Raw genomic sequence first — 17,579 nt, 5'->3', positions numbered from 1 at the left:
ATATGGACTCGCTTGGACCCTCGCCATTCCTATGGCTCGAATTCGACAAGACTGGCGCGATCGATCCCGCGACGACGACAAGTCTCGCGGCGTTGCTCAACCAGCCCGGAACGACCGATCTGGTGGTCATGTCGCATGGCTGGAAGAATACCAAGGACGATGCCCGCAAGCTCTACGGAACGCTGTGGGCGAACGCCCGCAAGAAGCTTGCGCCCGACAAGGCGAGCCACACCGTCGTCGCCGGCGTCGTCTGGCCCGCCAAGGCCTATCGCACCGATTTCGACGAACAGACGCTGGTGACGCCAGGCGGCGGTGGGACCCTGGCGGCAGATGGAACGGTGGCAGGCCCTGAGGATCTTGACGATGCGGCCTTCAAAAACGTGCTGAAGGATTTCGAAGATCTCTTCGGGCCGGATGGCGCCGCAACGGCCGAAAAGGCGCGGGCGGCAGCGAAGACGCTCGATGAAACGACGTCGTTTTTCCTCGTCAAGAACGGCAACGAAGCACTCGGTTCTCCGGGAACGGATTCCGAACTCAAAGCGGATTCAGCGCCGATTGCGCTCGCCACGGACGATGCCACCAGCGCCAAAATGCTGATGGAAGCTCTCATCGCGGCGCCGACATTTAACCTCGAAAGCTCCGTCGGCAAGGCTCAAGGGCTCGGCGACGTCGTCTCGGGCCTGATCTCCGGCCCGAGAGCGGCGGTGGCGCGGTTTTTGAACCAGCTGACCTATTACGAAATGAAGAAGCGCGCCGGCATCGTCGGCGAGGCGTTGACGAAAAGCGTGCTGTCGAAGCTCGTGCTGCAACAGCCGATCCGCCTGCATCTCGTCGGCCACAGCTTCGGCGCCCGGCTGGTCGCGGCATCAGCCAACGGGCTCACCCCGGTCCCGAAGCTGGAATTCTTCTCGCTCACCCTGCTGCAGGGGGCCTTCTCGCACAATGGCTTCGCCAAGGAGATCAAGCCGGGCCTTGCCGGCGCCTTTCCCGATGTCGTTGGCAAACCGACAGGCCCGATCTGCATCACCCACACCCACAACGATCTCGCCTGCACGCTTGCCTATGCGCTGGCGTCGCGCCTGTCGCGCGATATCGCCAAGAGCATCGGCGATGCCAACGACGAGTTCGGGGCGATGGGGGCGAACGGTCCGCAGCACCTGAAGGCGGGACAGGCTGTCGAGGACGATACGGATGCCGTGTTCACGCCGCAGGCCGGCAAGGTCAACACCTTCCTGGCGGACAAGTACATCATCAAGACAGCGGCGTCGGATGCCCATAACAATGTCGCCAACGAGGATGTCGGACGGCTGCTGGCAAAGATCGTCGGCTGATCGCCTTTCGTAAAAAAACGCACGGCGCTGTCAGTCGTGGAATTGTCATTTTCAGGATGACATCAGTCCCGTTCTCTGCGAAAAAGAGCGCGATGAGAGACAGGGGCGTTCGTCGACAGACGGGCTGAGAAGCACCCTTCGAACCTGAACCGGATAATGCCGGCGGAGGGAGTCGCTCGGGGCCGCGGCACCGCCCGCACCAACCGCCCCGTGCCCGCCCCCGCCTGAAAGGGGCCACATGCAGACCAGGACCACACCAGGAGCGATGCTGAAGGCGATGCGCGAGAAGCCGCCGCTCGTTCAGTGCATCACCAATTACGTCGCCATGAATATCGCCGCGAATGTCCTGCTTGCCGCGGGCGCCTCGCCCGCCATGGTGCATGCCGCCGAAGAAGCCGGCGAATTCGCCGGGATCGCCAGCGCGCTGACAATCAATATCGGCACGCTGTCGACGCAATGGATTGACGGCATGCAGGCGGCGGCGAAGGCGGCGACATCCGCCGGCAAACCCTGGGTGCTCGATCCGGTCGCCCATTATGCCACGACCTTCCGCCGCAATGCGGTTGCCGAACTGCTCGCCCTGCGCCCGACCATCATCCGCGGCAACGCTTCCGAGATCATCGCGCTTGCTGGCGGAGAGAGCCGCGGCCAGGGCGTCGACAGCCGTGATCCGGTCGAGCAGGCGGAAGGTTCGGCGCGATGGCTGGCTGAGCGACAGCGGGCGGTCGTGGCCGTCACCGGCGCCGTCGATTTCGTCACCGACGGCGAGCAGGCCGTGCGCATCGAAGGCGGATCGGCCTTGATGCCTCAGGTCACAGCACTCGGCTGCTCGCTCACCTGCCTCGTCGGCGCCTTTGCCGCGACAGCGCCTGAGGACATCTTTGGTGCGACGGTCGCTGCACTTGCAACCTTCGCCATCGCCGGTGAGGAAGCCGCCCTTGGAGCGGCCGGCCCCGGCTCCTTCTCCTGGCGCTTCCTCGATGCGCTGGCCGCGCTCGACGCCGAAACGCTTGACGCCAGGGCAAGGATATCGGTGGTATGAAGGCTTTCGACCTTTCGCTCTATCTCGTCCTCGACGCCGATCTCTGCGCGGAGATCGGCATGGTCGAGACCGCGCGCCTTGCCATTGCCGGCGGCGCGACCATGGTGCAGCTGCGCGACAAACATGCCGGCACCATCAGGATGATCGAGACCGGCCGCGCCTTGAAACAGGCGCTGGATGGGACCGGCGCCCTCCTCATTGTCAACGATGACGTCGAGGCGGCAATCGCCATCGGCGCCGACGGCCTGCATATCGGCCAGGAGGACATGGATGCGATGAGAGCGAGGGCGATGATCGGCCCTGAGATGATCCTTGGCCTGTCGGTCGAGAGCGAGGCGCTTGCCGGCGCCGTCGATCCTGATCTCGTCGATTACACCGGCGTCGGCCCGGTATTTGCGACACCGACCAAGGCCGATCACAAGCAGCCGATCGGCTTTGACGGACTTGCAATGCTGGTAAAGGCCTCGCCGGTGCCATCGGTCGCGATCGGCGGGCTGAAGGCCGATCATGTCGCCCAGGTGTTCGCCGCCGGCGCCCAGGGGCTTGCCGTCGTCTCCGCCATCTGCGGCACGCCCGACCCCGAAGCGGCCACGCGCCGCATCGCTGCAGAAATTCGAAAGGCCCGCGCATGATCCGCAATGTACTCTCCATCGCCGGCTCCGATCCCTCGGGCGGCGCAGGCATCCAGGCCGATCTCAAGGCCTTTTCCGCCCGCGGCGTCTACGGCATGGCGGTGCTGACCGCGCTGACGGCGCAGAACACGCAAGGTGTCAGCGGCGTGCATCTGGTGCCGCCGCAATTCGTCGCCGACCAGATCAATGCCGTCTTTGCCGATGTGCGGGTCGATGCGGTCAAGATCGGCATGATCGCCAATGCGGGCATCGCCGACGCCGTTGCCGGTGCGCTGACTGAGCACCGCGACATTCCGATCGTCATCGACCCTGTCATGATCGCCAAGGGTGGAGCCGCCCTGCTCGCGCCTGAAGCGGTCGACGTGCTGACCCGCCGGCTGCTTCCGCTTGCCACACTGCTGACCCCGAACCTGCCCGAAGCCGCCGCCCTGCTGCACCAGCCGGTGGCGACAAACCGTGCTGAGATGGCGGAACAGGCCGAGCGCCTGCTGGCGCTTGGTCCGGCCGCGGTGCTGGTCAAGGGCGGACATCTCGACAGCGACGAGAGCCCTGACGTGCTTGCCACTGCCGCCGGCCTGCACTGGTTCGAAGCCCGGCGCGTGCCGACCAAGAATACCCACGGCACCGGCTGCACGCTCTCCAGCGCGCTGGCGGCCGAGCTCGCCAAGGGCGCCTCGGCGCGGGAGGCCGTCGCCATCGCCAAGGATTACCTCGCCGGCGCGGTCGCGGCTGCCGGACGCCTCACCGTCGGTTCCGGCCACGGCCCGGTGCAGCATTTTCATGCGCTCTGGAAAGACGGCGAATAGACGCTCGCTCAACCAATATTCCGCCAATCGAAACGGCCCGGCCCTTCCCGGGCCGTTTTTGCGTTCGGCACGTACTTTGTGTTGAAACCCTCGGGACAGCGGCGGGTCGTCCCTTTGGCCGTTTGAAAAACCTTGTTGACAAGCCCGGCCAGATGACCAAGTCTATGACACTAAAAGGGGGTATATTCCGCAATAAAGGAATAACTGGAGGAGTGACAGGTGCCAGACCTGCTTGTGAGCCTATGTTCCACAGAGCTCGCCGACCTGAAACGCAAGGCCGAAGATGTCGGCGTCTCCATCCGTCCGGCCCTCCCCCCGGAACTGCATCTTATCGTCAGCTGGGTTCGCGAAAGGTTCAGCGAGAACTGGGCGAGCGAAGTCGCCGTCGCCTTTTCCCGCCAGCCCGTTGCCTGCCTGATCGCCGTCGAAGGCGGCAAGCTGCTCGGCTTTGCCTGCTATGACACGACCGCGCGCGGCTTCTTCGGCCCGACCGGCGTCGATCCCGATGCCCGCGGCAAGGGCATCTACGAAGGCATGCTGAGAAGCACGCCGAAATGACCATCTGATACCGGAGCTACAGAATTGTCCTCGACCCCGCTCGCCCTTTTCGTCGGCCTTCCGAATCCCACTATTTCGGATGATGAATTCGCCCTCTTTCGCGAAACCAATCCGCTCGGCCTTTTCGTCGGCCGGCGCAATCAGCGCGAGCCGGAACAGACGAAGCGGCTGATCGACCGCTTCCGCGAGGCCGTCGGCCGCGACGACGCGCCTGTCTTCACCGATCAGGAAGGCGGCCGCGTTCAGCATCTCGATGCCGGCCCCTGGCCGCTCTTCCGCAGTTTCGGCCAGTTTGCCGAACTTGCGCGCCGCGATTTCGATCTCGGTAAAAAAGCACTGCGCCTTTCCTCCCAGGCCATGGGCGCGATGATGACGGAACTCGGCCTTTCCAGCGGATGCTCGCCCGTTCTCGACCTCGTCTTCGAGACGACGAGCGCGGTCATCGGCGCTCGCTCCTTCGGCCCTGATCCCGATTTCATCGCTGCCCTCGGCCGCGAGGTGGTCGATGGCCTGCTCGAGACCGGAAACATGCCTGTTATAAAGCACATACCCGGTCATGGCCGTGCGACGCTCGACTCCCACAAGGAGCGCCCGGTGGTCAATGCCAGTCGCGAGATGCTCGCCGCCACCGATTTCAAGCCCTTCGTGGAGCTGAAGGATACGCCCTGGGCGATGGTCGCCCATGTCGTCTATTCGGCCTATGACGCGGAGCTGCCGGCGTCGGTCTCGCCTGTTATGCACGACGTGATCCGCAACGACATGGGCTATGACGGCGTGCTGATTTCCGACTGCATCTTCATGGAGTCGCTCTCCGGCACCCTGCCGGAACGCGTCAAACAGGTGCTCGACGCAGGCTTCGACATCGCGCTCCACAGCCATGGCGACATCCCGGAAAGCGAAGCCGCCGCCAAGGCCGCCCGCCCGCTGACGGAAGCTGCCCTGCAGCGGATCGCTGCCGGCAAGGCCCGCCTCGGCAATCTCAAGATCGATGTCCGCGCCGCCCACGCAGAAGTCGAAGACATGTTTGCAAGCGCGCTGGTCTCCTGACCGGCACCTCATCTCTCACCACAGAAGAAAAGGGGAATAGAACATGAAAAAATATCTTCTTGCCGCCGCCGCACTAACACTGCTTTCGGGTTCCGCCATGGCGCAGACGGTCCTCACCGTGAATATCGAACCGGCGACGACCTGGGTTCGCAACTTCAACCCGTTCAACCAGACCTCGGCGCGCCAGTCGACACTCGATTTCATCTACGAGCCGCTGGTCGTCTTCAACCGCTTCGACAGCAACAAGCCGGTCTATCGCCTGGCCGAAAGCTTCAAGCTCTCCGACGATCTGAAGAGCATCGATTTCAAGCTGCGCCCGAACCTGAAATGGTCTGATGGTAAGCCGCTGACGGCGGCCGACGTCAAGTTCACCTATGATTACCTGAAGAAATTCCCGGCGCTCGACTTCGTCAGCATCTGGACCTTCGTCACGGACGTACAAGCCGTCGATGCTCAGACGGTGCGCTTCACCCTCGCCAATCCGAGCTCGCTTGCCGCCGAGCAGATCTCGCAGCTGCCGATCGTTCCCGAACATGTCTGGAAGGATGTCGCCGATCCCGTCACCTTCGCCAATGAGAATCCGGTCGGCAGCGGCCCGCTGACCGAGGTGCCGCGCTTCACCGGCCAGACCTACGACCAGTGCCGCAACCCGCACTATTGGGACAATGCCCATCTGAAGGTCGATTGCATGCGCTTCCCGCAGCTTGCCGACAACAACCAGATCCTGACGGCAACGGCCGACGGCACGCTCGACTGGGGCGTCTCCTTCATTCCCGATATCGACAACGTCTATGTTTCCAAGGATCCGGCGCACTTCCATTACTGGTATTCGCCAAGCAGCATGGTCGCCTTTCTGTTCAACTTGGAAACGGCGAACGAGAACAACAAGAAGGCCTTCAACGACCTGAAATTCCGCCGTGCCGTCGGCATGGCGCTCGACCGCAAGACGATGATCGACGTCGCCGGCTACGGCTATCCGACGCTGAACGAAGACCCCGGCCTGATGGGCGAGCTCTACAAGAGCTGGGCGGACCCGTCCGTCAAGGCCGACTTTGGCAAGTTCGCAACCTATGACGCCGATGCGGCCAAGGCGCTGCTCGACGAGGCAGGCTACAAGGACAAGGACGGCGACGGCTTCCGCGACACTCCCGACGGCAGCAAGATCTCCTTCTCCATCATTGTCCCGAATTCCTGGACGGATTGGGTCGACACAGTCAACATCGCCGTGGAAGGCATGCAGGCCGTCGGCATCGACGCCAAGATCGAAACGCCGGAGGAAGCCGTCTGGACCGGCAACCTCATCAACGGCACCTTCGATGCGGCGATCAACAGCCTGCCGGCATCGGCTTCGCCCTATTACCCCTATAAGCGCGCCTTCAGCGCCTCGGACAAGGGCAAGACCCGCTTCACCGCGCAGCGCTGGTTCAATCCGGAGGTCGAAAAACTCGTCACCGAGTTCACTCATACCGCCGATCTTGCCAAGCAGAAGGACGCGATGAGCAAGGCGCAGCGCATCGTCGCTGAAAACCTGCCGATGATTCCCGTGTTCAACAATCCGAACTGGTATCAGTACAACACCAAGCGCTTCACCGGCTGGTCGACCAAGGAAAACCCCTTCGTCAATCCGTCGATCTCCCGGACCAACCCGGCACGCCTGCTGAACCTGCTGGCCCTCGAGCCGGTCAAGTAAGCATCGCAATCCTCGGGAGCGGCGTAAAGCGCCGCTCCGTCACGACGGAGTCCTCATGGCTTTCCTGCTTCGCCGCCTCGTCTTCTACATGGCAGCCTTCATCGCGGCAGCGACAATCAATTTCTTCCTGCCTCGTCTGATGCCGGGCGATCCCGTGCAGATCATGTTTTCGAGTGCCGGCACCGAATTGCCACCGGAAAGCCTGCAGGCGCTGAAGCTCACCTTCGGCTTCGTCGACGGTCCGCTCTGGCAGCAGTACCTCACCTATCTCGGCAGCATCTTCACCGGCGATCTCGGCCGCTCGATCAAATATTTTCCGCTGCCGGTCACCTCGGTGCTCGGCCATGCCCTTGTCTGGACCGTCGGCCTGATGGGCACGGCGACGATCGTGAGCTTCGCGCTCGGCACCTTCCTCGGCGTCGTCGCCGCCTGGCGCCGCGGCAGCAAGTTCGATGTCATCGTCTCCGTCGGGGCGATCTTCGCGACCTCGGTGCCGGCCGTCGTCACCTCGCTGATCGTGCTCTTCGTCTTCGGCTTCACGCTCGGCTGGTTTCCGAATGGTTATGCCGCCGACCCATCGCTCGATCCGGCCTTCAGCCTGCAATATATAGGTAGCCTCGCCTATCACGGCATCCTGCCGATGGTGACGCTCTGCACCGTGCTGATCGGCGGCTTCACCGTCACCATGCGCAACAACATGATCAACCTGCTTGGCGAGGACTATATCGTCATGGCCCGCGCCAAGGGCCTTTCCGACCGGCATGTGATGCTCTGGTACGCAGCCCGCAACGCCCTATTGCCAACTGTCTCCAGCCTTGCCATCGCCATCGGCACGATCCTCGGCGGCTCGCTGGTGACGGAGGTCGTCTATAATTACCCCGGCCTCGGCAACATTCTCTACCAGGCGATCCTCGCCCGCGATTACCCCGTCATCCAGGGCCAGTTGCTCATCATGACCGCAACCATGTTGATCGCCAATTTTATCGTCGACGTCAGCTATGTGCTGCTCGACCCGCGGCTGAAGGAAGCGTGAGATGAGGACCCTGCTTCGAAACCGCAAGGCGCTCGTCGGTCTCGTCATCATCGCCTTCATCGTCCTCGTCGCGATCGCAGCGCCCCTGCTGACGCAGTACGATCCCGCCGCCCGCACCGGGCGGCCGCACCAGCCGCCATCGCTCGACCATATCCTCGGCACCACCCGCATCGGCCAGGATGTCTTTGCCCGGCTGATCTACGGCGCCCGTACTTCGCTTGCCGTCGGCTTCGGCGCCGGCCTGCTGATCACCCTTGTCGGCACCGCACTCGGCATCATCTCCGGCTATCGCGGCGGCAAGACCGACGAGATCATCAGCTTCTTCACCAATATGGTGCTGGTCGTTCCCAACCTGCCGCTGCTGCTTGTGCTTGCAGCCTTCATCGGCCAGGCAAGCCCCCTCGTCATCGCCCTCATCCTCGGCGCCACCTCCTGGGCCTGGGGCGCACGCGTCACCCGCGCCGAAACGCTCTCCGTCAAACAGAAGGATTTCGTCAAATCGGCCGAGATGATGGGCGAGCCGCAATGGCGCATCATGACATTCGAGATCTTTCCCAACGTGATTTCAATCGTCGGCATCAATTTCATCGGCAGCGTCATCTTCGCGATCATCACCGAGGCAACGCTGGAATTCCTCGGCCTCGGTGATCCCCGAGCGATTTCCTGGGGCACCATGCTCTATAATGCTCAGAAGGCCTCGGCCCTTTCGGTCGGCGCCTGGTGGGATATCCTCACCCCCTGCTTCGCACTCGCCTTCCTCGGCATCGGCATGTCGCTCTTGAACTTCGCCGTCGACGAGATCGCCAATCCGCGGCTGCGCACCGGCAATCATCTGAAGCGCTGGTCACTACTCGTCCGCTCTGGGGAGGGCCGCCTGTGACGCAGCCGCTGCTCTCGGTGAGGAACCTTACCATCGACTATATCGGCGAGGAGAAGGATTTCCGCGCCGTCAGCGATGTCAGCTTCGATGTCGCGCCCGGCGAGGTCTTCGGCCTTGCCGGCGAATCCGGCTGCGGCAAGAGCACAATCGCTTTTGCCATCAGCCGCCTGCACAAGCCGCCGGCGCTGATCCGCAAGGAGAGCCGCATACTGCTCGACGGCCGCGACGTGCTCGGCCTCGACCGGCAGGCGCTCAACGCATTCCGCTGGCGCGATGTCGCCATGGTGTTCCAGAGCGCCATGAACTCGCTGAACCCGGTGCTGCGCATCGAAACGCAATTCTACGACATGCTGCGCACTCACAAGAACATGAGCCGTGCCGCAGCCCGCGAGCGCACCGCCGAGATGCTGACGCTCGTCGATATCGCGCCGGATCGCATGCGCGACTATCCGCACCAGTTCTCCGGCGGCATGCGCCAGCGCATCGTCATCGCCATCTGCATGGCGCTCGATCCGAAGCTCGTCGTCATGGACGAGCCGACGACGGCGCTCGACGTCGTCGTCCAGCGCGAGATCCTGCAGCGCATCAACGAATTGCGCCGCAGCTTCGGCTTTTCCGTGCTGTTCATCACCCATGATCTCGGGCTGATGGTGCAATTCTGCGACCGCATCGGCATCATGCTATCAGGCCAATTGGTGGAGCAGAACACCGCCGAGGCGATCTACAGGACGCCCAAGCATGACTACACGAAAAAGCTCTGGGCCTCCTTCCCCTCGCTGCATGGAGGAGTGCTGCTATGACAGACGCTATTCTCGCGCTCGACCAGGTGACCAAGACTTTCGGCCATGGTTCCGGGGCCGTGCATGCGGCGCGCGCCATCTCGTTTTCGCTGCATGCCGGCCGGGCGCTGGCGCTGGTTGGCGAATCCGGCAGCGGCAAGACCACCTGCGCCCGCATGGCGATGCGCGAATATCTGCCGACATCCGGCCGGATTCTCTACAAGGGCCGGCCTGTCGAGGCGGCGAAATCCGCTGAGATCGCCCGCTACCGCCGCTCGGTGCAGATGATCTTCCAGGATCCCTTCGCCTCGCTGAACCCGGCCCACACCATCGCCCATCATCTCCGGCGGCCACTCAAACTGCACCGCCCGGAGATCAAGGGGGCCGAGATCGACGCCGCGATCCGTGAACTTCTGCGGCGCGTCAGGCTCGATCCCGATCTCGTCGCGCCGAAATATCCGCACGAGCTTTCCGGCGGCCAGCGCCAGCGCATCAACATCGCGCGCGCCTTGGCCGTCAAGCCGGAAGTGATCGTCGCCGACGAACCGACCTCGATGCTCGACGTCTCCGTGCGCCTCGGCGTGCTGAACCTGTTGAACGAGATGAAGCAGGAGATGAATCTCGGCCTGCTCTATATCACCCATGACATCGCCACCGCCCGTTATGTCGCCGAGGACATCGCCGTGATGTATGCCGGCCAGATCGTCGAATGGGGCAGCGTCGTCAAGGTGATCGACAATCCTCTACATCCCTATACAAGGCTGCTGCTCTCGGCCGTGCCCGATCCCGAAGTCCGGTTCGACGACCCGAAGGCCCGGCTGAGGCCCGACGAGGTGGAGGACATCCGCCGCCGTTCGGCCGTGCCGCAGGACGACATCGTCGAATTCGAGCAGGATCATTTCATGCGGATGATCTGAGGCCGGCTTGCTGGCCTCATCTGGCGCCCCATGCTAGGGGACGGTCTCTTTCAGATGAGGCGATACCGTCATGCTGCCCTGGATCCAGCTCGATTCCGCGACCATTCCCGGTGAAAACGGCGAATTGCGGCTGAAGCGGCGCGGCAGCGAGTTTTCGATCATGCTCGGCGCCAACGAGCTGATGAACAGCCGCCTCAGCGGCTCGGAGGAGGCGCTGGCGACCCTTTCCTGGGATCGGATCAAAACGCATCCGAAGCCAAGGATCTTGATCGGCGGGCTCGGCATGGGCTTTACCCTCCGCGCCGCTCTCGCCGTCCTCCCGGAAGATGCCGGCGTCACCGTCGCGGAGCTGGTGCCGGCCGTGGTCGCCTGGGCACGCGGGCCGATGGCCGAGGTCTTCAAGGGCTGTCTCGACGACCCGCGCGTCGGTATCCACCAGGGCGATGTCGGCGAGGCGATCCGTTCCGGTAAAGGCGCCTATGACGCCATCCTGCTCGATGTCGATAATGGCCCTGATGGCCTGACCCGCAAATCCAACGACCGGCTCTACGATTTTGCCGGCCTTCGCGCCGCCGGCGACGCGTTGCGCCCCGGCGGCGTGCTCGCCGTCTGGTCGTCCGGTCCGGACCCCGATTTCACGCGACGTCTCAAGGGCTGCGGTTTTGCCGTCGACGCGGTCAACACGCGCGCCAACGGCAAACGCGGTGGCGCCCGCCACGTCATCTGGCTGGCCGTCAAGCCAGTGAAATGACGTTCAAGCAGAAGCGATCCTGCGGGCGGCATTGATGGCGCGGCGGGCTCCGGAGCGCAGCTGCGCTGTCTCGGCACCGGCAATGACCAGATCGAAGCCGAACTTCAGCAGTTCACCGGCCCGCTCGCCGTCGCCGGCGAAGGCGCAGGCGAATTTGCCGTGGGCGCGGCAGCGCGAAACCGCATGCTGCATGGCGCTGTCGATCTCGGCGGCGTTCGGCGCCACCTGATCGCCGTTCGACAGCGCGATCGAAAGGTCGGAAGGGCCGATGAAGATGCCATCGATGCCGGCAACGCCGAGAATGTCGTCGATCGCCTCGAGTGCCGCCCGGGTTTCGATCATGGCGATGGCGACGGTGAGCGCGTTGGCGTTCTTCAGATAATCATCGGCCGACAGGCCTGTGTGGTTCAGCGCCAGCGACGGTCCCCAGCTGCGTTCGCCGAGAGGCGGGTATTTGGTGGTCTTGACGAGGGCTTGCGCGTCCTCGGCCGAATTGATCATCGGCGCGATGATGCCGGAGGCTCCGGCATCGAGCAGGCGCGAGCCGGAAGCGAAATCGCCGACCGGTATGCGCGCCAGCGCCGGCTTGCCGGCAAGCCGCACCTGGGCGACGGCGTTCGCTGCCGAGGGCATATCCCACATGCCGTGCTGCATATCCAGCACGATGGTGTCGAAAGCCTCCTGTGCCAGGTGGTTGGCGAGCGTGGCGTCGGGAATACCTATCCAGGCGGAGATCATGCCGCCTCGGTGCTGTCTGATCCGGTCCGCAAAGCCGTCGATTTCAGCTGCGCTCATGCCATTCTCCTCAATTCGACAGGCCGTCAGCGGCCGGGTTGCCGCCAAACGGCAGCAGCAATTCATCCTCTGCGGCGAAGCCGCGAGATGCTGACCATCACGACGATGCCCGCCGCCGCCAGAATGGCGCCCCAGACCATCCAGATCTTTTGGGCAATCATGAAACTCGATGCCGGATAGGGAAAATAGCCACTTCCCTGCCCGATCCAGATCAGGCCGAACACGACCATAAGCAGGCCGACGACATATCCGATGGTTCGCATGCTTAAGTCACCTCCGCCATGGATTCGGCCCACAATGTCGATCGTCATCGCCGATGACAAGGCTTCTTCCGAGGAGAAATGCAACCGCCGCTAATCATTCTTCTCCACCTCATCCGACAGCCAAGCGCTGAGCCTCTCGCTGTGGACGTTTGGAGTTCGCGGAGGCACCAGCCAGTAACCGCGGTCTCGCGCCTCCAGCGACGGGCCGGCTTCCTGCAGCATGCCCGCTGAAAGGAGCGTGTCGACGAGCCCCATCCAGCCGAGCGCCACGCCCTGCTCGCTCAGCGCCGCCTGAACGACCAATGAATAGGTGTTGAAGCTGATATCACCGCGGTCGGCGTGGGCGCCGCGCAGGACGGAGAATTCGCCAAAATATGTGCGCCAGTCGAACCAGGGCGATGGCAGCGGCGCGTCGAGATGGATCAGCCTCGCTCCCGCCAATTGTCCTGGATCGTCGAAGGGTCCGTTGCGATCGAGGAATCCCCGCGTGCAGACGGGCACGACCCTTTCCGGCAGCAGAAGCGTGCCCACGGAACCGAATTCCGCCCGCGTCCCGAACACGACCGCGACGTCGGCCTCGTCGCGAAACCCGACCGCAAGCCTCTGCGCCGCGACGATCTGTATGTCCGTCTCCGGGTGCAGCAGGCGAAAGCCATCCATGCGCGGGATCAGCCAAAGCGCCGAGAAAGCATAGTCGGTCCTGAGCCTGACGACCGGCCTCTGGGCTTCGAGGCGAAAACTTCGGACGAGCGCATCGATATCGCCGACGGCCTTGGCGGCGATGTCCAGAAGCCGCTCGCCTTCCGCGGTCAATTCGACGCCACGATGCTGGCGGCGCAGCAGGCTGACGCCGAACTGCTGTTCCAGCCGGCGGATCTGGTAGCTGACGGCCGGCTGGGTCAGGCCGAGAAGCGTTGCAGCCGCCGAAAAGCTCCCGAGCCGCGCGACCTCGACGAAGAGGCGCATCCATCCAAGCTCGGGAGGGCGTTCTGACATAAAAAATCCTTTGGCCAGACATCGAAAAAAGCTGTCTTTACAGGCGCGATAATAGGCGTTTCAATAAAATCTTCAAATAGCAAAAGGTATTCACATGGCGCGCCCGAACATTCTCATCCTGATGGTGGACCAGTTGAACGGAACCTTCTTTCCCGATGGCCCCGCCGATTTTCTTCACGCGCCGCATCTGAAATCACTGGCAGGCCGCTCCGTGCGTTTTGCCAATAGCTATACGGCAAGCCCGCTCTGCGCGCCGGCGCGGGCGTCCTTCATGTCGGGACAGTTGCCGAGCCGCACCCGCGTCTATGACAACGCGGCTGAATTTGCCTCCGACATTCCGACCTACGCGCATCATCTGCGCGCGGCCGGGTACCAGACGGCGCTGTCGGGCAAGATGCATTTCGTCGGCCCCGACCAGCTTCACGGCTTCGAAGAACGGCTGACGACGGATATCTATCCGGCCGATTTCGGCTGGACGCCGGATTACACCAAGCCCGGCGAGCGCATCGACTGGTGGTATCACAATCTCGGTTCAGTGACCGGCGCCGGCATTGCCGAGATCACCAATCAGATGGAATATGACGACGAGGTCGCCTATCACGCCACCCGCAAGCTCTTCGACCTCTCGCGTGGGCATGACGAACGCCCCTGGTGCCTGACCGTCAGCTTCACCCATCCGCACGACCCCTATGTCGCGCGCCGCAAATTCTGGGATGTCTATGAGGACTGCCTAGCCCTCGACCCGGCGGTCGCTGCGATCCCCTTCGAGCGGCAGGATCCTCATTCTCAGCGCCTGATGAAAGCCTGCGACCACGATGCGTTCGACATCAGCCAAGAGCAGATCAGGCGGGCAAGGCGCGGCTATTTCGCCAATATCTCCTATGTCGACGACAAGATTGGCGAGATTCTCGGTGTGCTGGAACGCAGCCGCATGGCGGAGAACACCATCATCCTCTTCGTGTCCGACCACGGCGACATGCTTGGCGATCGCGGCCTCTGGTTCAAGATGAACTTCTTCGAAGGTTCGGCGCGGGTTCCGCTGATGATCGCAGCCCCCGGCTGGACGCCGAAGCGCATCGATCACCCCGTCTCTACCCTTGACGTAACGCCGACGCTTGCCGGTCTCGCCGGGATCGATATCGCGTCATTGAAACCGTGGACCGAAGGCCAAGATCTTGCAGCCCTCGCGACGGGCACCGGCAGCCGTGGCCCGGTACCGATGGAATATGCCGCGGAAGGCTCGGAAGCGCCGCTCGTCTGCCTCAGGGACGGGCGCTACAAGCTCTCGCTCTGCGAGAAGGACCCGCCGATGCTGTTCGATCTCGAGGCCGATCCGCAAGAGCTCGACGATCTCGCCGGAAATCCGGCGCATGCCGAGACGCTGGCGCGGCTCGTCGAACAAGCCGGCCGGCGCTGGAACCTTTCCGCTTTCGACGTGGCCGTGCGCGAAAGCCAGGCCCGCCGCTGGGTGGTCTACGCGGCGCTACGCAACGGCGCCTATTATCCCTGGGACTATCAGCCGCTGCAGAAAGCATCGGAGCGCTATATGCGCAACCACATGGATCTGAACGTGCTGGAGGAAAGCCAGCGGTTCCCGCGCCAGGAATAGCAGACGGTTCTAGGCCGTCCTGCTGGCCGGCGCCGCGCGCAGGAAATCCTCGATGAAGGTCTTTTGCAGCAGGATGCCGTCCCATTCGTCGGCGAAGAAGGGCGAATCATAGATCAGCGTGAAGGGACCGGCGTAACCGGCCCTTGCGCACATCTCCAGGCACTTGCGGTAATCCTCCGCATCGAGGCCACCGGCATTGTAATCGGCCTTGGCGTGGCAGATTTCCGCCCGCCGCATGATATCGGCCAGACCCGCATATTTCGCGGGGGCTGACCAGTTGCCGAGATCGCCGTTGAGCCCGACCTTGCCATCCAGCCGGTCGAGCAGCCAGTTCATTTCGACCGGCGACGGTAAAAGGTCGAACCAGTTCTCGACGACGACGCGCACGCCGCTGCCTTCAGCCTTCCCGGCCAGCCAGTTCAGATGACGGGCGGCGCGGGTAAGGTTTTCCTCCGTCGGTTTCTGCTTGCCGGCAATGACCCGCATCCTCTCAGCCCCGAGGGCTGCGGCGATGTCGATCCACTGCGCCATCCATTTGACGTCGCGTTCAGCCGTCTCGGGATGGCTCGGATCACCATCCTCGACGAGCAGCGTCTGGAACAGCACGTTCGAGGCCGCCATCGCATCGCGCAATTCGCCTATATAGGCGGCGTCGAGGCTCGGCAGATGGAAGGAACAGACCTCCAACCTGTTGATGCCGCGTGCCGAGAGCGCCGCCGGCACGTCGATCAGCGCCGCGGCGCCGGGGCCATAGGGCTCTTTCGCAGCAGCACTTTTGTCAGGATCGGGACTATAGGCATGAACGGCGCCAAGCAGCCGATGCAGCGACCAGGTCGAAACCGCGAAACGTCCGTTTTGCAAAACCTGCACTTGCTTTCCTCCGGGATCTCCTCATGCCATCAATGGCAATTAAATCCCGGCGGTTCAATTGCCAATTCAGGCAAAATCGTCGCGGATGACCGCCTCGGCCGGAAGGGCAATCCCCAGCAGCGCCTCATCGCGATGGGGGGTGGCCGAAAGCAGCAGTCCAACAGGCATGCCAGCCTCGCCCGTACCGCAGGGAATGGAAACGCCGCACCAGTCGAGGAAATTGCCGAGCGCGGTGTTGCGCAACGTCTTGTTGTTCGTCGCGAAGAACAGCTCGTCATCCTGCTCCAACGGCCCGATCGGCGGCGCGACATGGGCGACGGTCGGAAAGGCGAGCAGCCGGTCGCCGACGAGGCGCTCGACATCGGCGATCAGGCGACTGCGCGCCTCGAGGATCGCCAGGTAATCCGGCAGCGTCGTCTTGCTTCCGAGACGCGTGCGCATGACGACGCGATGATCCATCCTGTCCGCGTCCGCTCCCGCCAAGCGTTCCTGATGAAGCGCGAAAGCCTCCGCTGTGACCAGTGGACCATATCTCATCATTAGCTGGAATATTTCGTCGAACGCTGGGATGACGGTGCGGGCAACCTTGGCGCCGGCCTTTTGAAGACGTCCCAGAGCTGCCTCGAACGCGGCGACGACGCCGGCTTCAGCGCCATCGAAGACGATATTTTCAGGCACGATGAGTTCCAGCCCTTGCAGAGGACGCTCAACGACGTCGGGCGCCGTCAGGCCGCGCATCGCCGCGTCGATCCAGACCGCGTCCCTGACGCTGCGGCAGAGCGGTCCCAGCGAATCCAGGCTCTTTGCCAGCGGATAGACCCCTGCCATCGCGTGGCGGCCGCGTGTTGCTTTGTAGCCGACGATACCGTTGAAAGCGGCGGGAATACGTACCGAGCCGCCAGTATCGGTGCCCATGGCGACCGGCACCAGCCCGGCCGCGACGACGACACCAGCGCCGGAGGATGAGCCGCCCGGAATGCGCGGCAGATCAGTGCCGCGCGGATTTACCGGCGTGCCGTAATGCGGATTGATGCCGAGGCCGGAAAAGGCGAACTCGCTCATATTGGTGCGTCCGACGGCGACCATGCCCGCCTGTCTCAGCAAAGCGACGACAGCCGCATCGCGCTTGGCCGGCATATCCTTTGCCAGAACGACGGAACCTGCCGTCGTCGGCAGGCCTTCAATGTCGAAAAGATCCTTCCAGGCAATCGGAATGCCGTCCAGCAATCCAAGCGAGCGCCCTTCCCGCAGACGTCGCGAAGAGGCTCGCGCCTCCTCCATCGCCCGGCTTTCGAGCAATGTGGTGAAGACCGCCTTGTCGGCATAATTCGCGATGGAATCGAAGACCGTCTCGGCCACCTCGACCGGATCGGCCGCGCCACCTTGAATGAGGACCGAAAGCTGCGCGACCGACATCGCGCCGAAGGATTTGCTCATGGGACTATCCAGAAGAGAGATGTTCCTATCTGGACTACCCCGGATCATTCCGGTGAACCAGAGCTTCACGATATTTTGCTTTTATTGGTACGATTTTTTGAACACTGAGTTTGAATATCGCCCCTTCAATTGCCACGATCGAA

General features: G+C 63.1%; 17 protein-coding genes, 1 pseudogene and 1 riboswitch. Of the genes and pseudogenes, 13 read left to right on the top strand and 5 right to left on the bottom strand.

What is annotated here, in order from left to right:
* Nucleotides 1-2: 2 nt before the first annotated feature.
* The 12 genes and pseudogenes from RlegSU303_RS30530 to RlegSU303_RS30475 all read left to right on the top strand — a co-directional run bounded on the left by RlegSU303_RS30530 (nucleotide 3) and on the right by RlegSU303_RS30475 (nucleotide 11,466).
* Nucleotides 3-1,331 (top strand): hypothetical protein, encoded by a 1,329-nt coding sequence (locus tag RlegSU303_RS30530; protein WP_231283919.1) that lies wholly within the window; start codon nucleotides 3-5, stop codon nucleotides 1,329-1,331.
* Between the two features lie 91 nt (nucleotides 1,332-1,422).
* Nucleotides 1,423-1,519: riboswitch (TPP riboswitch) on the top strand.
* A 50-nt stretch (nucleotides 1,520-1,569) separates the two neighbouring features.
* Nucleotides 1,570-2,373, top strand: a complete 804-nt coding sequence (thiM, locus tag RlegSU303_RS30525; protein ID WP_168278820.1) for a hydroxyethylthiazole kinase — start codon at nucleotides 1,570-1,572, stop codon at nucleotides 2,371-2,373.
* Nucleotides 2,370-3,005 (top strand): thiamine phosphate synthase, encoded by a 636-nt coding sequence (thiE, locus tag RlegSU303_RS30520; protein ID WP_222353738.1) that lies wholly within the window; start codon nucleotides 2,370-2,372, stop codon nucleotides 3,003-3,005. Before thiM ends, thiE begins: the two co-directional genes overlap by 4 nt.
* Nucleotides 3,002-3,811 carry a bifunctional hydroxymethylpyrimidine kinase/phosphomethylpyrimidine kinase gene (gene thiD, locus RlegSU303_RS30515; RefSeq protein WP_222275035.1) on the top strand — a complete coding sequence of 270 codons (810 nt, stop codon included), beginning with the start codon at nucleotides 3,002-3,004 and terminating at the stop codon, nucleotides 3,809-3,811. Before thiE ends, thiD begins: the two co-directional genes overlap by 4 nt.
* A gap of 219 nt (nucleotides 3,812-4,030) precedes the next feature.
* Nucleotides 4,031-4,336, top strand: a pseudogene (locus tag RlegSU303_RS30510) (GNAT family N-acetyltransferase); the annotation flags it as partial.
* A gap of 57 nt (nucleotides 4,337-4,393) precedes the next feature.
* Nucleotides 4,394-5,416 carry a glycoside hydrolase family 3 N-terminal domain-containing protein gene (locus RlegSU303_RS30505; RefSeq protein ID WP_131628837.1) on the top strand — a complete coding sequence of 341 codons (1,023 nt, stop codon included), beginning with the start codon at nucleotides 4,394-4,396 and terminating at the stop codon, nucleotides 5,414-5,416.
* 43 nt (nucleotides 5,417-5,459) lie between these two features.
* Nucleotides 5,460-7,106: an ABC transporter substrate-binding protein gene (locus RlegSU303_RS30500; RefSeq protein ID WP_222397750.1), complete on the top strand. Its 1,647-nt coding sequence runs from the start codon at nucleotides 5,460-5,462 to the stop codon at nucleotides 7,104-7,106.
* A 55-nt stretch (nucleotides 7,107-7,161) separates the two neighbouring features.
* Entirely contained in the window at nucleotides 7,162-8,139 is a 978-nt protein-coding gene (locus RlegSU303_RS30495; RefSeq protein ID WP_151517922.1) for an ABC transporter permease, read from the top strand.
* A gap of 1 nt (nucleotide 8,140) precedes the next feature.
* On the top strand, nucleotides 8,141-9,019 hold the full coding sequence (locus RlegSU303_RS30490; protein ID WP_017958048.1) for an ABC transporter permease: 879 nt from the start codon (nucleotides 8,141-8,143) through the stop codon (nucleotides 9,017-9,019).
* The gene (locus RlegSU303_RS30485) at nucleotides 9,016-9,819 is read left to right on the top strand and encodes an ABC transporter ATP-binding protein (protein WP_151517921.1); all 804 of its coding nucleotides are present in this window, start codon (nucleotides 9,016-9,018) and stop codon (nucleotides 9,817-9,819) included. The genes RlegSU303_RS30490 and RlegSU303_RS30485 overlap by 4 nt, the downstream gene beginning before the upstream one ends.
* Nucleotides 9,816-10,715, top strand: coding sequence for an ABC transporter ATP-binding protein (locus RlegSU303_RS30480; RefSeq protein ID WP_151517920.1), 900 nt, complete (start codon nucleotides 9,816-9,818; stop codon nucleotides 10,713-10,715). The genes RlegSU303_RS30485 and RlegSU303_RS30480 overlap by 4 nt, the downstream gene beginning before the upstream one ends.
* A gap of 70 nt (nucleotides 10,716-10,785) precedes the next feature.
* Nucleotides 10,786-11,466 carry a spermidine synthase gene (locus RlegSU303_RS30475; RefSeq protein WP_151517919.1) on the top strand — a complete coding sequence of 227 codons (681 nt, stop codon included), beginning with the start codon at nucleotides 10,786-10,788 and terminating at the stop codon, nucleotides 11,464-11,466.
* A gap of 3 nt (nucleotides 11,467-11,469) precedes the next feature.
* On the opposite strand, the gene RlegSU303_RS30470 is transcribed toward RlegSU303_RS30475, so the two are convergent.
* From RlegSU303_RS30470 to RlegSU303_RS30460, 3 genes are all read right to left on the bottom strand, one after another.
* Nucleotides 11,470-12,261: an HpcH/HpaI aldolase family protein gene (locus RlegSU303_RS30470; RefSeq protein WP_151517918.1), complete on the bottom strand. Its 792-nt coding sequence runs from the start codon at nucleotides 12,259-12,261 to the stop codon at nucleotides 11,470-11,472.
* A 62-nt stretch (nucleotides 12,262-12,323) separates the two neighbouring features.
* Nucleotides 12,324-12,524, bottom strand: a complete 201-nt coding sequence (locus tag RlegSU303_RS30465) for a hypothetical protein (protein ID WP_017958043.1) — start codon at nucleotides 12,522-12,524, stop codon at nucleotides 12,324-12,326.
* Between the two features lie 90 nt (nucleotides 12,525-12,614).
* Nucleotides 12,615-13,520, bottom strand: a complete 906-nt coding sequence (locus RlegSU303_RS30460) for a choline sulfate utilization transcriptional regulator (protein ID WP_222397751.1) — start codon at nucleotides 13,518-13,520, stop codon at nucleotides 12,615-12,617.
* Nucleotides 13,521-13,614: 94 nt separating this feature from the next.
* Here RlegSU303_RS30460 and betC point away from each other — a divergent pair, with 94 nt between their 5' ends.
* The gene (gene betC / locus RlegSU303_RS30455; RefSeq protein ID WP_231283918.1) at nucleotides 13,615-15,129 is read left to right on the top strand and encodes a choline-sulfatase; all 1,515 of its coding nucleotides are present in this window, start codon (nucleotides 13,615-13,617) and stop codon (nucleotides 15,127-15,129) included.
* A gap of 9 nt (nucleotides 15,130-15,138) precedes the next feature.
* Here the strand turns inward: betC and RlegSU303_RS30450 are convergent, their stop codons facing one another.
* Together RlegSU303_RS30450 and RlegSU303_RS30445 are read right to left on the bottom strand one after the other, a co-directional pair.
* Nucleotides 15,139-15,999 (bottom strand): sugar phosphate isomerase/epimerase family protein, encoded by an 861-nt coding sequence (locus tag RlegSU303_RS30450; RefSeq protein ID WP_231283917.1) that lies wholly within the window; start codon nucleotides 15,997-15,999, stop codon nucleotides 15,139-15,141.
* A gap of 66 nt (nucleotides 16,000-16,065) precedes the next feature.
* The gene (locus RlegSU303_RS30445; RefSeq protein ID WP_231283916.1) at nucleotides 16,066-17,436 is read right to left on the bottom strand and encodes an amidase; all 1,371 of its coding nucleotides are present in this window, start codon (nucleotides 17,434-17,436) and stop codon (nucleotides 16,066-16,068) included.
* Between the last annotated feature and the right edge of the window lie 143 nt (nucleotides 17,437-17,579).

The organism is Rhizobium sp. SU303, from assembly GCF_021052345.1.
GTDB classification, from domain to species: Bacteria; Pseudomonadota; Alphaproteobacteria; order Rhizobiales; family Rhizobiaceae; genus Rhizobium; species Rhizobium laguerreae.
This window is presented reverse-complemented; position numbering and strand designations above follow the sequence as displayed.

What these genes read in the sequence shown, in the direction of transcription:
- RlegSU303_RS30445 (WP_231283916.1), bottom strand. Translation starts at nt 17,436, where the DNA reads ATGAGCAAATCCTTCGGCGCGATGTCGGTCGCGCAGCTTTCGGTCCTC.
- RlegSU303_RS30495 (WP_151517922.1), top strand. Translation starts at nt 7,162, where the DNA reads ATGGCTTTCCTGCTTCGCCGCCTCGTCTTCTACATGGCAGCCTTCATC.
- thiM (WP_168278820.1), top strand. Translation starts at nt 1,570, where the DNA reads ATGCAGACCAGGACCACACCAGGAGCGATGCTGAAGGCGATGCGCGAG.
- thiD (WP_222275035.1), top strand. Translation starts at nt 3,002, where the DNA reads ATGATCCGCAATGTACTCTCCATCGCCGGCTCCGATCCCTCGGGCGGC.
- RlegSU303_RS30500 (WP_222397750.1), top strand. Translation starts at nt 5,460, where the DNA reads ATGAAAAAATATCTTCTTGCCGCCGCCGCACTAACACTGCTTTCGGGT.
- RlegSU303_RS30490 (WP_017958048.1), top strand. Translation starts at nt 8,141, where the DNA reads ATGAGGACCCTGCTTCGAAACCGCAAGGCGCTCGTCGGTCTCGTCATC.
- RlegSU303_RS30465 (WP_017958043.1), bottom strand. Translation starts at nt 12,524, where the DNA reads ATGCGAACCATCGGATATGTCGTCGGCCTGCTTATGGTCGTGTTCGGC.
- RlegSU303_RS30460 (WP_222397751.1), bottom strand. Translation starts at nt 13,520, where the DNA reads ATGTCAGAACGCCCTCCCGAGCTTGGATGGATGCGCCTCTTCGTCGAG.
- RlegSU303_RS30475 (WP_151517919.1), top strand. Translation starts at nt 10,786, where the DNA reads ATGCTGCCCTGGATCCAGCTCGATTCCGCGACCATTCCCGGTGAAAAC.
- betC (WP_231283918.1), top strand. Translation starts at nt 13,615, where the DNA reads ATGGCGCGCCCGAACATTCTCATCCTGATGGTGGACCAGTTGAACGGA.
- thiE (WP_222353738.1), top strand. Translation starts at nt 2,370, where the DNA reads ATGAAGGCTTTCGACCTTTCGCTCTATCTCGTCCTCGACGCCGATCTC.
- RlegSU303_RS30470 (WP_151517918.1), bottom strand. Translation starts at nt 12,261, where the DNA reads ATGAGCGCAGCTGAAATCGACGGCTTTGCGGACCGGATCAGACAGCAC.
- RlegSU303_RS30480 (WP_151517920.1), top strand. Translation starts at nt 9,816, where the DNA reads ATGACAGACGCTATTCTCGCGCTCGACCAGGTGACCAAGACTTTCGGC.
- RlegSU303_RS30530 (WP_231283919.1), top strand. Translation starts at nt 3, where the DNA reads ATGGACTCGCTTGGACCCTCGCCATTCCTATGGCTCGAATTCGACAAG.